We start from the raw sequence: 14529 nt of genomic DNA on the forward strand, positions 1-14529 counted from the left end.
CATGACAAAAGCGGCATTATAGTGAAATATTGCCGATTTCAAAACAACTTCATCGTCTTAACATGAAGTAAACCTGTGGGGTGGGCAAATATCCAGCAATTGACGATTAACCGTCGATATGATCACGCACTACGATAGCCACTAGCACCTTGTGCAGCGGCTCGCGATAATCGCTCATCGGCTTTTTTGAGTATTTCAACCGCACTGTCGCCATCGCGTGGGAACATGGCCACCCCAATATTGACCGATAGTGCCACATCTTCAGCATCGATAGCAAAAGGTGCCGAGCAACTATCAATAATCGCCTCGGCCACTTGGCAGACCTGAGTCATCTCTTTGCTGTGATTCAGGATAGCCACCCACTGCTCATCGTTAAATTTGGCCAAAGTATCAGATTTTCTCACTAAGGCGGTGACCTTATCTCGCGCTATGGTCATCAGTTGCTGAGTTTTAGCGGCACCGAGGCGCTGCTGGAGCTGTGTTAGGTTGCTAAAGCCGATAAACAGCACGGCAAAAGGTTGCATTTCACGGCGATGGGTTAATATCGCTTGCGTTAATCTGTCGTCTAATAAACTGCGGTTTGGCAGGCCAGTTAACGGATCGAGCTGCAAAGGCAATGAAGAGGGAAATACCTCTCTAGCATAAGGGCGCCTTGTCACATAGAACCACAATAAGCCCACCATCAAGATCAATGTGACCACCAGCAACAGATAAAAAGCTTGTTGCCAACCAATGGCCATAACGGTGCTGGGGGACTCTTGTTCAATCCAACGCTGATAAATTTGTTGTTGCTGCGCGGTAGACAATTGCGCAATCGCTTTATCGAGCAGTGGCACTAAAGGGTGCAACTCTGGCGTTAAGGCAAAATGGCTCTGCTGATCGGAGTAATCGGCTAGCACCGACATTTTCAATTGCTTGTGGTCGCTGTCGCTGAGCTCAAGCCCCATGTTAAGCACTTTTTCAATAAAACCATCGGCGGTGCCTTGCAAGACAGCGTCGATCCCTGCACGCGTATTGGGCACTAAAATCAGCTCTATCCCTAAGGTGTTATTCATCAACTGCGGGATCAAATGATAACCTTCAACGATAGCCAATCGTTTCCCGCTCATCTGCGCCAAACTAAATACCAAAGCGTTATTGAGATTAGTGACCAAGCCCCAGGGGGATGGCCAATAAGGGGCCGAAAACACCAGATCTTTTTCACGTTCAGCGGTTAAGGCGACACTGCCGACAATATCGATATCGCCTCGCTTGAGTGCAGCGAGCATGCTACTCCAGTCACCGAACATCACGGGAATAAACCTCAAATTCAATTGCGCGGCCAAACGCTCGCTAATGTCGTGGTTGATCCCCTGAAACTGCCCCTCTTCACCTTGAAATTCCATCGGTGGCCAATCTTGCAGATAACCGAGGTTAAGTGGCCTAAGATTGGCCAAATAGTGTTGCTGCAAAGGGCTGAGTGGCAACTCAGTGGGGCTGGCCTTTACCGTCCTGTCGTGACTGTCTAATATCCATTTACTTTCGAGATTAGCCAGTTCGGTCGCCGAGATGAGGTTAAATCCGGCGTGAATACGTTTAATTAGCCCCTCATCTTCACTGCGTGTTAAAGCAAATATATCGCTGGTGAATGTGAGCTGCCGATAAGGGTAAAAGTCTTGCCAAACGTCAGCCTTAAGTAAATAGTGTTGTGTCCAAGCCGCAGCCGCGACAAACGCTTTGATATCACCATGCTCTACTGCAGCAATCATCTGTTGAACATTATCATATAAGCGCAGTTCACTGTTGGGTAACGCTTGAGCCAATTGGCTTAAATAAGGCTCTGACCTAATCGCCCCAATCCCTTGGCCCAACAAGCTGTCGAGACTGGTTAACCTCTGCTTATAACTAAACAGATGATGATCAACTTGATAGGTCCGCCACACTGGACGTAAATTAGCGTAAGCGCTATCGGCCAAAGCAACGGAAGTGATGGCCTCAATGTCGCGGTTAGCTCCCTCTGAAGAAGGCCACCCTTTATTAAGTGGGTAACCAATGTGGATATCTGCGCGGCGATAGGTCACATCTTCTAAGGTTTCATTAAGAGGCTTAGCCCGAAAATCGACGGCAATGCCCGTTTTTTGTGACCACAACTTCCAGATATCGATATACAACCCATGGGGCTCACCATCTCCACCGATATCGACATAAGGTTCAAATCCCACAGGTGCGGCAATAATCAAACGGTTAGTATCGCGGCTAAAGCCCAACCAATGCTTTTCTATCTCAGCACGTCTAGTTGGCGTGATCAGTTGAAAACCTTGATTAATGCGAGTCTGTAATGCTTGATCACTTTGTTTAACGGCAGGCAGAATAGGAATGGTTTTAATCAATAATCGATGGCTTAATGGAAAGGCTTCCATCACCGCTCGGCTCACCGCCTTATCGCGTAGATACCCTTCCATTCCCGCAAACACATCAACTTCGCCGTTAATCACGCCATTGAGCAAGGCATCGCGCGTATCATAGTAGCGAAAATTAAGACCACTTAACTGGCTGATTAAATTTGCTTCATGGGACGAGCCACTCACAACGCCAATACGGTATGGCAGTAAGTCGTGCAAACGGGTTTTATCCTTAAGTGATTTACGCAGATAAAGGTAAGTGTTAACCGACGAAATGGCATCGGCAAAATCATAGGTATTATCACGTGACTCGGTATACCCCATGCCAATATGAATATCGGCATGACCTTGGGTCAATTGTTCGAGTGAAGCGTGCCAATCTAAAGGTTTAAATTCAATTGCCCTGCCCGTCTGCGCCGCCCATTCACGCCACAAATCGACCAAAACGCCTTTAGGTTCACCATTATCATCAACAAACTGATAGGGAAAACTGTCAATGCCCATGACTAAGACTAACGGCTGCGGCTTTGCCGTATCGGCGTACACCGATATCGACATACATAACACCATGGCGAGGATGAAACGATAAAGTAATTCCAATGATCTTCCCTAGAACGTCAAGGCGTTGTGAAATATATGTTGATATTAAGGTATTAGACCGAATTTTCTCTAGAATTTCCAGTGCTAGACTTGCTGCTAGCGCTGATGTTTCGCTAGAATGAAAAATCGAACTTACCTAGTCAATACTCATGAACTCATCTCAAGATACAATATTCGCCCAAGCATGTGAAAATATCAGTGACTTTCAATTCGATGACAGAGTTGCTGGTGTATTCAATGATATGATAAAACGTTCCGTGCCTGGATATGCTCAAATTATCAGTACATTAGGCGATTTTGCCGACAAATGTGTCTCACCTAATACCCGAGTGTATGATTTAGGCTGCTCGCTAGGCGCGGCGACTCTTAGTGTACGTCGTCGTCTTGATGGACGCGATTGCCGTATTATTGCGGTCGATAACAGCCAATCTATGATTGAACGCTGCCAACAAAACTTAAATGCCTATGTTAGCGATACGCCTGTCGACCTGATTTGCGGCGATATTCGCGACATCGAAATTGATAATGCCTCCATGGTCATTTTAAATTTCACCATGCAGTTTTTAGCCCCAAGCGACCGAGAGACTTTACTCAATAAGATATATCGTGGTCTGCAACCCGGCGGGATCTTGGTGTTATCAGAAAAGCTCACCTTCGAAGATGCACCTGTACAAGCACTACTGGATGAGCTTCATTTAGATTTCAAACGGGCCAATGGCTACAGCGAACTGGAGATCAGCCAAAAACGCAGTTCACTTGAAAATGTCATGAAACCCGACTCGTTACCACAGCATGAGCAGCGATTAAAAGCCCAAGGCTTTAGTCATTTTAGTGTGTGGTTCCAATGTTTTAACTTTGCTTCTATGGTGGCGATAAAGTGATAAGTTTTAGCTCGTTTTACAAACAGATTGCCGACTCTAGCCTACAACATTGGCTCGAAACCTTGCCCGCTATTTTGGGGCAATGGCAACGCAATAATAAACATGGGGATTTACCCAAGTGGGAAAAGGTCCTTAATAAGTTGCATTACCCTGAGCCAGACGAGATTAACTTTACCACTAGTGTCACCATAGGCAGCGGCAAGCAGCTCAGTGATGGCGAACGTGAAAAACTACAAAACTTATTGAAAATTTTCAAACCTTGGCGCAAAGGCCCTTATCACCTACACGGTATCCATATTGATACCGAATGGCGCTCAGACTGGAAATGGGATCGAGTTAAACCGCATATTTCGCCGCTGACCAACCGCACCGTACTCGATGTGGGATGTGGCAGTGGGTATCATATGTGGCGTATGTTAGGTGAAGGCGCGAAACATGTGGTAGGGATTGATCCTTCACCTTTGTTTTTATGCCAGTTTGAAGCCATCAAACGTATCGCTGGTGAGCATCATCCGGTGCACTTCCTCCCGTTAGGCATAGAAGAGTTACCCCCACTGGATGCCTTTGACACTGTATTTTCTATGGGGGTGTTGTATCATCGACGCTCACCTATCGATCATCTATTGCAACTGCGGGACCAACTGCGTGCAGGTGGCGAATTAATATTAGAGACATTAGTGGTCGATGGTGATGAAAATACCGTATTAGTCCCTAGTGATCGCTACGGTAAAATGAATAATGTGTGGTTCTTACCTTCAGCTAAAGCCTTAGCAGCTTGGCTCAAAAAAGCCGACTTTGTCGATGTACGCTGTGTCGACATTGATGTCACTTCATTAGCAGAGCAGCGCAGTACCGACTGGATGCCGAATGAGTCATTGGTGGATTATCTTGATCCCAATGATATCAATTTAACAGTCGAAGGCTACCCAGCCCCTAAACGCGCAACATTTATCGCCACCAAGAATCAACCGAATAAAGATTTGGTTTAACTAAAATAGTATATGGGATCGACTATGTTAAAACAGATAACCGCCATTAGCGTTGCAACCCTATTCTTAATCGGGTGCACGACGAACACTGCCAATAACGTCTGTACCGGTTGATGCCGCCACACTCAACAACAGTCTAAGCCAACAGCAGAGCGAATTAGCCAACTTGATACAGAATAATCATGCCAGTCAAGTGCAAACGCTCAGTGCGATTAGCAGTCTATCTAAGCAACTCGATGCTTTGAATCAGTCTGTGGCAAAAATCAATCTACAGCAGCCAGAAAAGCAGGTCATCGCAGTGCCCACCCAGTGCGATCCTTCTCCTATCGGTGATAAGTTTATTTTGGGTGCCGTAGAAAATGTCTACATGGACGAAGTCAAAGCGGGATTTGAGACTCGTATCGATACGGGCGCCGAATCATCTTCACTAGATGCACACAATATTATTTTGTTCGAGCGCGATGGCAAACAATGGGTGCGTTTTGATGTATTTACCCAAGGCTACGATAAACCATCACAAACCTTCGAGTCTAAAGTTGAACGCTTCGTACGCATCAAACAAGAGTCAGATGAAAAAAGTGATCGCCGCCCGGTGATCCACGCTCATCTACAAATTGGTCAATATAAGGCAGAAACCGACCTTAATCTGGTCGATCGCAGCCACTTAGAGTATCAGTTATTGCTGGGACGCAAATTTATGCAAGATATCGCCGTTGTCGATGTCGCACAAAGTTTTATTCATGGTAAAACCCTGCCTGAACAGAACGAAAAATAATAGAGGATAATGGGCTGATGCATTCTAGAAAACCGTTTTATATTGTCGTCGCGCTGCTCTTTTTAGCGGGTGTTGCTGCCAGTGTTTATCGTGGCATTGAACACAATGTGCCTTTCCTGCCCGGCGAACAGGTGCAAAGCTGGGCTGTTGACGCCAAAGTGAGTTTTCAAGGTATAGGCGAACCTGCAGAGGTGACCTTTTCGCTGCCAAGTGATCCCGCCTTTGAAATACTGGTCGAAAATGCCACATCTCCAGGTTATGGACTCACTATAGCGGAAGATGAAATGGGACGTCATGCGACGTGGTCTATCCGCAATGCCATAGGTCAACAAGACTTATATTACAAAGTGACCCTAGTGCCTACGGGTAATCATCAAGTCGCCGCCCAACAGGAGCCGCAACCACCAATCCCATACAGCTGGCCTGCAACCGAGCAAGCCGCTGCAGAGCAAATTATGCAGGAGATCTGGTCTCGTAGTGCCACGAACCTCTCCTTTGCTCAGCAACTGAACAAAAGCTTTAACGCCACCGATCGCAGCCAAAACATCGAACTTTTACTGTCGGATAATTCACCTGCAGATCTATTTATTCAGATGCTCAATAGCAAAGGGATCCCTGCACAAAAAGTCAACGCACTATTTTTAGAAGATCAGCGTCGTCGCCAGCAGTTAACCACCTTCGTTGAGGTTTACCATCAAGGCGAATGGCTATTGTTTAATCCTGCCAATGGCACTCAAGGTCGCCCAAATAACCTGCTTATCTGGGATCGCAAAGGTAAATCGACCCTTGATGTCATTGGTGGCGTTAATTCACAGGTCAACTTTTCCATGTTGCAGGACACCCGCTCGGCGCTGGCGACCTCAATCGATATGCTCAAAAATAAAGATGCACTGGATTTCTCACTGTATCAATTACCGCTTGAGGAACAGAGCCTGTTTAAAGGGATCTTGCTGATCCCCATTGGTGTGTTGATGGTGGTGTTTTTGCGCGTCATTATTGGCATTAAAACCTCGGGCACCTTTATGCCGGTATTGATCGCCTTAGCCTTTATTCAAACCACCCTGTTGACCGGGCTTATCGGATTTTTGCTGATTGTGGCGTTTGGTTTAATGATCCGCTCTTACCTGTCAGAACTCAACTTACTGCTGATCTCGCGCATATCGGCGGTGATCATTGTGGTGATAGGCATCATTGGACTGTTTACCTTAATCTCTTATAAATTTGGTCTCAGCGAAGGGCTGACGATCACCTTCTTCCCGATGATCATTTTGGCTTGGACCATCGAGAGAATGTCCATTTTATGGGAAGAGGAAGGCGCCAAAGAAGTATTAGTACAAGGTGGCGGCAGCTTATTTGTTGCAACGCTAGCCTATTTAGCCATGAGCGCTACCTGGGTGCAGCATTGGGTCTTTAACTTCTTAGGCATCCACTTAGCGATTTTAGCCGTGGTGTTGCTCATGGGCCAATACACAGGTTATAAGCTATTAGAGCTCAGACGTTTTAGACCGTTGGCGGGAGAATAATCATGCTATTTGCGCGTCCTAAGACGCTAAGGGACAATGGTGTCCTTGGCATGAATAAGCGTAATATCGACTACATAGGTCGTTATAATCCGCGCAAATATTATAAACGGGTCGATGACAAACTAACCACTAAGCAACTCGCCCTAGCCAATGACATTGCGGTGCCCGCCTTAATTGGCACCGTTTCGCAGCAGCACGAGATTGTACATATACCTGAGATGGTTAATAACCAGAGTGGTTTTGTGATTAAGCCATCACAAGGCTCTGGCGGTAAAGGGATTTTAGTTATCACTAAAGTGGCTAATGGTCACTATTTTAAAGCCAGCGGTCATGAAGTCACGCCAAGTGAAATCGACCGTCATATATCCAACATTCTTAGTGGGTTGTTTTCATTGGGGGGTAAACCCGATGTGGCGATCGTTGAAGGGCTGATTAAATTTGATCCCATCTTCGATGGTTACTCCTTTGAGGGTGTGCCCGATATTCGGCTCATTGTCTTTAAAGGCTTCCCGGTCATGGGAATGCTGCGTTTATCGACAGCCGCCTCTGACGGTAAGGCTAACTTACACCAAGGTGCGGTAGGCGTTGGGCTCGATATTGCGACAGGACAAGGCTTGCATGCGGTGCAATTTGACCGCCCTATTGAGCGCCATCCCGATACCGATAAAAAGCTGACCGAGATTGTCGTGCCCCATTGGGACACCTTACTACACACCGCTTCTAAAGCTTATGAAATGAGTGAGTTAGGTTACTTAGGCACAGATATGGTACTGGATCAAGAGCTCGGTCCACTTCTACTTGAGCTTAATGCTCGACCCGGCTTAGCGATTCAAATCGCCAACAGTCAAGGCATTCTACCTCGCTTGAAACATGTCGAGCAGATGAAAAATAAATTCATGTCAGTGGAAGAACGCGTCGCCTATGCTAAAACGCATTTTAGCAATCGCCCTAACATTTAATGTGGTATCGGCGGCGCAAGCCGCCTCGCCCATTACCTTGTTATCCGAGCAATGCCTTCGCTATGAGATAGCTCCATGGATGGATAACCCACCAAACGCGCCATCGGTGCAGGTGGTTAACCTTGAACGCGAGCTTATTGGCCTGTTTAATCTTAAAGACAGCCTACGCTATTATCAACAATATGCGCTCAACTCGGTGAGCCAAGAAGCCCTATTGCGATGCCAATTACACCTTGGGGATCAAATAGACCAATTATATCGCGACCCTAACATTGTCAGTTTAAGTCTGGCTTTAAAAAGCAGTGTTCGCGCCGATGAACAAGCAGTCGCAAAACGACTGACACAACTCTTACAAGGTGAAATGGCCATTGTCGATAAAGCGGCGTTACACACCAGCGAAGCCAGTATCACTTTCGCCCTAAGGCAACAGGCACTGTCATTGGTACTAAGTGACGAGCGCTGCCTACTTAAACCCGTTAATGACACCCAATTTAGCGAAACCACCAGCACATCTGTGCCGCGCTTTAGTGAGTCGATAGCCAGTTACTTGATTGAGCAACGTGATCCCCATTGCCGTCAGCAAGTCTGGCAAGCCTATCAACTGCGGGCCAAAAGTAAGAGTGAAGCCGCTCTTGCCCATGTAATTGCCGCTAAGCAACAGCAGGCTGAACAGGCGGGATTTAGCGACTATGCCAGTTTCAGTTTGGCGTCGCAGCATATCGCGACGCCACAACTTCTGAAACAATATCTCGACGCAATGACTCAGCCAACCCTTGCTCCTTGGGAATTAGGGATTGCGTTATCCCAAGCAGATAAAACCCCTATTCAGCCAGTGTTTGCTCAAGTGTTGTTAAGTGGCATTTACCAGACGCTAAAGCCTTTTGGTATTCGGGTTGAAACCGTCAATGACGCTATGATCCGTCTATGGCATGGACAGCGTCTGCTCGGGGATCTATTTCTCAGCCAAGGCGAGTCTAACCAAGATACAAGCATTCGAGTCACCCCGATCCGCCACAGCGTTGTGGGACAACAATTTGGCCAAGTATCACTTAACTTTCCAGACGTACTCGAGTCTCATCGCGCGCAAACACAACTGATTGAGGCATTTAGCAGCGCCATTGCACCGCTGTTCAAAGGGGGACGCTTCTATCTCATCAATACCTTGGCAGACACTCAAGACAGTGGCTTAGTCGGTCAATATTGGTTGTCATTGTACTTGCAGCAACAGTTAATAGCCCCAGCACGAAAAGAGAGCCGTGAAGCACGCTTAGCCATGTTTGCCGAACAACTGAGTGTTTTTCGCAGCAAACTGGCATTAAATCTCTATCAAACAAGGTCTCACGCCTACCCCGATCTCGCGCGCGAATTTGAATTGAGCTTTACGCAGCCTTGGCCACAAGCCAATGAGGCTATTTATAGTTTCAGGGGTATCGTTAGCCAAGGGCCACGCTATTATCAACGTCTTTGGCAGCGCAGCCTGGCGCGGCTAATTGACCAACAAGCCACAATCGATAAGCAAGAGCTGTTTAGCCTGTTACTGATTAATGAAGCGCAGCTGCCGTTTACACAACAATTAACGCTTATTTTTGGCGAACCGGTGTCGACTTCCTCTTTAATTAAAAGGATCCAACATGCTAAGCACACATCCCTCTAAATATTTCATCGCAGTGCTTGGCCTAAGTGCAGCATTGCTACTGCCTAACATCGGTATCGCTAAGCAGGTTGAACAGAGCAACACGCTTAACGCTAAGGAGGTGCGCCAAAGTATCCAGACCCATTTAGAGCAAAACCTTTACCAACTGCCTCCGAGAGTGCAAGGTCATTATGGTATTCGCCTCTACCGCATGACAGGCGATGCTAAATATGCCAACGCCGCACTGGTCGATCTGTATGCCGTAACCGAATCACAAAGTTTTTATGCTTGCCAGTTAGATAAAGCTGGGTTTATCGACACCGAAGCTAAAGAGGCTATCGCGTTACTGGGCAATGGGCCGCGTGCCAAAGCACGCAAAAAAGCTTTACAACCTTTTCCTGAATTTCTGTTTTATACCGATGTACTGTTACGCTTTTCCAGCCGCATCGATGAATTTGGCTTACAGGGCCCTTGCCATGACAAACTTGTCAAAGCATTAAAATCCACCGATCTCAAAACGGGATTAACCGACAAAGCCATGATCGAAGCTTGGGCAGCGCAGTTGATCAATTATGCCTACTGGGCCAGACAACTTGAAGTCGGTGATTATATTGCCGACTACAAACAAGCTTTTAATGACGTCTACCCCATAAGTCGCGATCGCAAGCTCAACAAAAAACAATTTAGAAACAAAATCTATGGTATGACCCACTTTATTTTTGCCGCCAGCCAATATTACCAACACCCTGTTGATGCAAAGGAATTTGCTTGGATTTTAGATTATTTCGCTGCCAACATTGAGCGAATTTTAGCTGATGCTACCGACGATATTATTGCTGAAGTTGGTATCAGTTTTCATTTAGCCGGTTTGTCGCAACACCCTGTGGTAAAACAAACCCAGCGGCATATTATCAACGCCTATGATGAGACGCTTCATATCATCCCCTCACCTAAAGGCAATCCCGATCTCGCCCTGGGTGAACACCGAAATGTATTGGCTATGATGCTACTGAACTGGCCAGCGACCTTGCATAAAGGTCCTTATTTTCATGAACTCAAGCGCACCCAAAAATATCTGCCTAAACAGGTCAGCGTTAAACCTTAGCCTAATATCGAGCCGCGCTGCGGCTTGAGTAACGAGATTGAATATTCATGAGCCAAGCAAAATCAACTTTAGAACAGTGGCGGATCCTGCAGGCAGTAGTCGATTATGGCGGCTATGCGCAAGCGGCTAAACAACTGAATAAAAGTCAGTCATCGTTAAATCATGCGGTCGCAAAATTACAATTGCAGCTTGGCGTCGCCCTACTCGAAGTTAAGGGCCGTAAGGCCTACCTTACCGAAACAGGTGAAGTGCTACTCAGGCGCTCTCGCCATATAACCCGTTCTGTCACCGAGTTGGAGATGTTGGCCAATAAATTAGAAAAAGGCTGGGAACCTTCATTGATCATTGCTCGCGAGATCATCTATCCGATGGAGACACTCATCGACGCCCTAAGCCAATTTGAAGCCCAAGGGCGCGGTACCCGCATTACCATTCTCGATTCGGTGATCAATGGTACCACTGAGTTAGTGGAATCTGAGCAGGTCGATATTGCCATTGCAGGCTCACCGCCCAAAGGGTTTGTCGCCGAACCACTGTGCCATATCGACTTTTTATTGGTCTGTCATCCAAATCATCCATTGGCGCACCGCGATGAGCCTCTATATGACCAAGTTTTAGCCGAACATTTACAAATTGTGATTAAAGACACGGCTCAAATCGCTCGTGCCGATTCAGGCTGGCTTAAAGCCGAACAGCGCTGGACAGTGACCAACTTCCATGAAGCCTTGGTTATTTTACAAAAGGGTATCGGTTTTTGCTGGATCCCAGCTCATCTGGTGCAAGGGTTATTAGATAAGGGGCAGCTTTGCCGCCTAGCGCTGCAAGGCAGTAGTCATAGACAAGCGGCATTGAGCTTGGTCATTCCTAATCGAGATAATCAAGGCCCTGCATCACAACTGTTAGAAAGGTTGATATTGGCCCAGCACCAAACGCGCAGTTGATGAGAAGCGGATTTGATCTCCACGACTGTCGATGAGATAGCCCGGTTTACATTGCTCATCACCCTTAGACGCTTTAGATTAAAACTATTAAACTAGAAGCATTATAATTGGGTTATTGACAAGGTTATACCTTAATATCGATAACGGTTCCTAGTGTTTCAGATGATACCGCGATCACCTCTGTGGTCGCCTGTGCTTGATGAAGTGACTCCAGCGCCGATACCAAGGCAGTATGGTCCGTTTGTTCAACAGGGGGATAGGTGTCTGTTGCTATCGCGTTTGCGTTAAGAGCAGATGGTTTAGCCACATCCACCGTTGCTTGGGTCAAGCCAGATTGAGCACTCTGTAACCCCGACAATCCAGAGGCAAAACTCGATGGGATCTGCATTATAATTGTGTCTCCAGCCTAACTATAAAAATAACCTTGGATTATTAGTCAAATGGTATAAAAAGTACAGCCATAATCAGTATTGCAAGCCCTAATGTGAGCCCTATCTAGTCTTCATATCTACCGCAATATACCGCTCTTCCAAGGTAACTTTACACTATATATAATCGTCATAATGCCACACAATAGAACACAACTACCATTCAAACCGCGACACAAGTTAGCGAACACGTGTAAGCTTATTGATATTTGTGAGCATGAGCTGTTACACTGCGATGGATGAGATTTAACCAGATGACGCTAAAATCTATGACAAGCCAAGAATTAACTATAACTGCTGATAGTTCATTAGCTAAATTGCCATATTCCCCACAGGAGGAACGGGCAAATACCATTAGCCACGGCCTAGGCATTGTGGCTGGCATAGTGGCATTAATCCTATCGCTCAATAAAGGCTGGGGGCATCTCACACCGATACAGCTTACAGGTGTAACCATCTACTGCGCGAGCATTATACTGTTATTCCTCTGCTCAACACTCTATCATAGCGTTAAGGATCCTGAGCTTAAACATAAGCTGAAGATTGCCGATCATTGTGCTATTTATCTGCTGATTGCCGGAACCTATACACCACTGCTGCTGATTGAACTGGGCGGGGAGCAGGCACTGTTTATGCTCATTGCTATCTGGGGAATTGCCTTAGGTGGAGTGTTATTTAAAACCATCTTTATTCATCGTTTTAAAGTGTTTAGTGTACTGCTTTACTTAGTGATGGGTTGGTTATGCATGGTGGTGTTAGACGATTTGATTGCCGCCATGACGCCTCTAGGTTTTAGCTTATTGCTCGCGGGTGGCTTATTTTACAGTGGTGGTGTGGTGTTTTACGTCGTTAAGCGCATCCCTTATAACCACGCTATCTGGCATTTATTTGTGTTGGCCGGTGCAGTGAGTCACTTTCTGTGTGTCTACCTCACTGTTATCTAACGTTAATCTATTGGGACAACTGACAACCCACGACGATTAAACTCAGCAAATGCGGCGTTAAGCTGCGCCGCTTGGGCTGATAAACCCGCTTGGCTAAACAGTAATTGCACACATTCGAGCGTACATAATCCGCCTTCGACTTGATTGCGTCGTAACTGATATGTTGAATCTTGTGTCGCTTGTAATTCCAGACGATTTGCCTGTTGTAAATAGGGGCTTTGGCGCACCATTTTGCGCGCTTCTTGCCACGTCGCATCCAAAATGATGATCGACTTTTGTGTCACTGTTTTTGCGTCACCAAGTACTGTGTCATCGGCTCCAATTAAGGCAGGAGATGAGTCAATATTCGAGGTGGCAGGCTTATCGGTAGCAGGAAACAACAGTAAGGCTTGGCCCGTTTGACAGGCTTGTTGCAGACTCTTATCGGGGTTAACCCGAGACCAAACCAGCTGCGTACAATACTGAGGGAAATGTGCCAACGCCAACTGACCGGTATTGGTTGGACGCGTCAATTCTCGCTCATGAGTGAGTAGCACTATGTTCATCTATTTATCAACATCACAAAGAGTTTATATCCATCGACTATCGTATGCGAATAGCTGATCACTTTTTCTGTTTATCGAACATCAGAGCACACCATAGCCTGTAGCGGTTTTTTATCGGGGTGACATTCCCCCCTATGCCCCGATGAACACTAAGTTGACGACCCGTTCTCGATTAACGGTATTTACTGGCTTTCTTTAAGGCTATTTGCTGTTTGAGTGTTGATAGATGCTCAATAAAAATTTTGCCATCAAGATGATCCATCTCATGTTGTAAAACGATAGCGAGAAAATCATCGGTTTCAATTTCAATACTCTGGCCTTGACGGTCAAGAGCTTTAACTTTTACTTTCTCATAACGAGTCACCTTAGCACGGTAACCCGGTACCGATAAGCAGCCCTCTTCACCAACAAACTCGCCACTGCGTTCAATAAACTCAGGGTTAATGAGCACTAATGGTTCATCTTTATTATCAGACAAATCAATAACGATAATAGCATCTAAGCTACCGACTTGTGTGGCAGCTAAGCCAATACCATCATCGGTGTGATACATGGTTTCGAGTAAATCATCAATAAATGACTGCACCGTGGCGGTATCTTCAACGGGCTGGGCCTTACGCTTTAAGCGCTCATCTGGAATAGTCAGAATATCCAATACTGGCATAATGTTAGCTTATTTTAATCATAAAATTTGGCGCCATTATGACCGAACTGACACTAAAGGCAACGTTGGCTGGTGTTTTTTTACTGGGCAAGACTCTAACCCCCTTATTGCTGTTGGTTGTATATTGAATTGATCTAGTCGAAACACTAGGCTATACCCAT

At 46.2% G+C, this 14529-nt stretch carries 12 protein-coding genes and 1 pseudogene; 9 read left to right on the plus strand and 4 right to left on the minus strand.

The window, feature by feature from the left end:
• Nucleotides 1-122 precede the first annotated feature (122 nt).
• Complete coding sequence (locus tag AC5YBZ_RS09645) at nucleotides 123-2981, minus strand: transporter substrate-binding domain-containing protein (RefSeq protein ID WP_494542854.1); 2859 nt, start codon at nucleotides 2979-2981, stop codon at nucleotides 123-125.
• Nucleotides 2982-3130: 149 nt separating this feature from the next.
• Between AC5YBZ_RS09645 and cmoA the strand changes: the two genes are divergently transcribed.
• The 8 genes and pseudogenes from cmoA to AC5YBZ_RS09685 all read left to right on the plus strand — a co-directional run bounded on the left by cmoA (nucleotide 3131) and on the right by AC5YBZ_RS09685 (nucleotide 11787).
• On the plus strand, nucleotides 3131-3862 hold the full coding sequence (gene cmoA, locus AC5YBZ_RS09650; RefSeq protein WP_494519007.1) for a carboxy-S-adenosyl-L-methionine synthase CmoA: 732 nt from the start codon (nucleotides 3131-3133) through the stop codon (nucleotides 3860-3862).
• Nucleotides 3859-4851, plus strand: a complete 993-nt coding sequence (gene cmoB / locus AC5YBZ_RS09655) for a tRNA 5-methoxyuridine(34)/uridine 5-oxyacetic acid(34) synthase CmoB (RefSeq protein WP_494519006.1) — start codon at nucleotides 3859-3861, stop codon at nucleotides 4849-4851. The genes cmoA and cmoB overlap by 4 nt, the downstream gene beginning before the upstream one ends.
• A gap of 24 nt (nucleotides 4852-4875) precedes the next feature.
• Nucleotides 4876-5626, plus strand: a pseudogene (locus AC5YBZ_RS09660) (ATP-dependent zinc protease family protein).
• A gap of 17 nt (nucleotides 5627-5643) precedes the next feature.
• A complete protein-coding gene (locus AC5YBZ_RS09665; protein WP_494519004.1) occupies nucleotides 5644-7149 on the plus strand; it encodes an inactive transglutaminase family protein in 1506 nt (501 codons plus the stop codon).
• A gap of 2 nt (nucleotides 7150-7151) precedes the next feature.
• Complete coding sequence (locus AC5YBZ_RS09670) at nucleotides 7152-8108, plus strand: alpha-L-glutamate ligase-like protein (RefSeq protein ID WP_494519003.1); 957 nt, start codon at nucleotides 7152-7154, stop codon at nucleotides 8106-8108.
• A complete protein-coding gene (locus tag AC5YBZ_RS09675) occupies nucleotides 8071-9762 on the plus strand; it encodes a peptidase M3 (protein WP_494542855.1) in 1692 nt (563 codons plus the stop codon). The genes AC5YBZ_RS09670 and AC5YBZ_RS09675 overlap by 38 nt, the downstream gene beginning before the upstream one ends.
• On the plus strand, nucleotides 9740-10846 hold the full coding sequence (locus AC5YBZ_RS09680) for a DUF3541 domain-containing protein (protein WP_494519001.1): 1107 nt from the start codon (nucleotides 9740-9742) through the stop codon (nucleotides 10844-10846). Before AC5YBZ_RS09675 ends, AC5YBZ_RS09680 begins: the two co-directional genes overlap by 23 nt.
• A 47-nt stretch (nucleotides 10847-10893) precedes the next feature.
• On the plus strand, nucleotides 10894-11787 hold the full coding sequence (locus AC5YBZ_RS09685) for a LysR family transcriptional regulator (protein ID WP_494519000.1): 894 nt from the start codon (nucleotides 10894-10896) through the stop codon (nucleotides 11785-11787).
• A 124-nt stretch (nucleotides 11788-11911) separates the two neighbouring features.
• On the opposite strand, the gene AC5YBZ_RS09690 is transcribed toward AC5YBZ_RS09685, so the two are convergent.
• A complete protein-coding gene (locus AC5YBZ_RS09690) occupies nucleotides 11912-12175 on the minus strand; it encodes a chemotaxis protein (protein WP_494518999.1) in 264 nt (87 codons plus the stop codon).
• A 309-nt stretch (nucleotides 12176-12484) separates the two neighbouring features.
• Here AC5YBZ_RS09690 and trhA point away from each other — a divergent pair, with 309 nt between their 5' ends.
• Nucleotides 12485-13159 carry a PAQR family membrane homeostasis protein TrhA gene (gene trhA, locus AC5YBZ_RS09695; protein WP_494521619.1) on the plus strand — a complete coding sequence of 225 codons (675 nt, stop codon included), beginning with the start codon at nucleotides 12485-12487 and terminating at the stop codon, nucleotides 13157-13159.
• A 2-nt stretch (nucleotides 13160-13161) separates the two neighbouring features.
• On the opposite strand, the gene AC5YBZ_RS09700 is transcribed toward trhA, so the two are convergent.
• On the minus strand, nucleotides 13162-13704 hold the full coding sequence (locus AC5YBZ_RS09700; protein WP_494518998.1) for a DTW domain-containing protein: 543 nt from the start codon (nucleotides 13702-13704) through the stop codon (nucleotides 13162-13164).
• A 172-nt stretch (nucleotides 13705-13876) separates the two neighbouring features.
• Entirely contained in the window at nucleotides 13877-14368 is a 492-nt protein-coding gene (gene def, locus AC5YBZ_RS09705; protein WP_494518997.1) for a peptide deformylase, read from the minus strand.
• Between the last annotated feature and the right edge of the window lie 161 nt (nucleotides 14369-14529).

This window comes from Shewanella sp. 553, from assembly GCF_059338375.1.

Bases quoted from the DNA above. Each gene is read 5' to 3' on its own strand.
- cmoA (WP_494519007.1), top strand. From the start codon at position 3,131: ATGAACTCATCTCAAGATACAATATTCGCCCAAGCATGTGAAAATATC.
- AC5YBZ_RS09665 (WP_494519004.1), top strand. From the start codon at position 5,644: ATGCATTCTAGAAAACCGTTTTATATTGTCGTCGCGCTGCTCTTTTTA.
- AC5YBZ_RS09670 (WP_494519003.1), top strand. From the start codon at position 7,152: ATGCTATTTGCGCGTCCTAAGACGCTAAGGGACAATGGTGTCCTTGGC.
- AC5YBZ_RS09675 (WP_494542855.1), top strand. From the start codon at position 8,071: ATGCTAAAACGCATTTTAGCAATCGCCCTAACATTTAATGTGGTATCG.
- AC5YBZ_RS09680 (WP_494519001.1), top strand. From the start codon at position 9,740: ATGCTAAGCACACATCCCTCTAAATATTTCATCGCAGTGCTTGGCCTA.
- AC5YBZ_RS09685 (WP_494519000.1), top strand. From the start codon at position 10,894: ATGAGCCAAGCAAAATCAACTTTAGAACAGTGGCGGATCCTGCAGGCA.
- AC5YBZ_RS09690 (WP_494518999.1), bottom strand. From the start codon at position 12,175: ATGCAGATCCCATCGAGTTTTGCCTCTGGATTGTCGGGGTTACAGAGT.
- trhA (WP_494521619.1), top strand. From the start codon at position 12,485: ATGACAAGCCAAGAATTAACTATAACTGCTGATAGTTCATTAGCTAAA.
- AC5YBZ_RS09700 (WP_494518998.1), bottom strand. From the start codon at position 13,704: ATGAACATAGTGCTACTCACTCATGAGCGAGAATTGACGCGTCCAACC.
- def (WP_494518997.1), bottom strand. From the start codon at position 14,368: ATGCCAGTATTGGATATTCTGACTATTCCAGATGAGCGCTTAAAGCGT.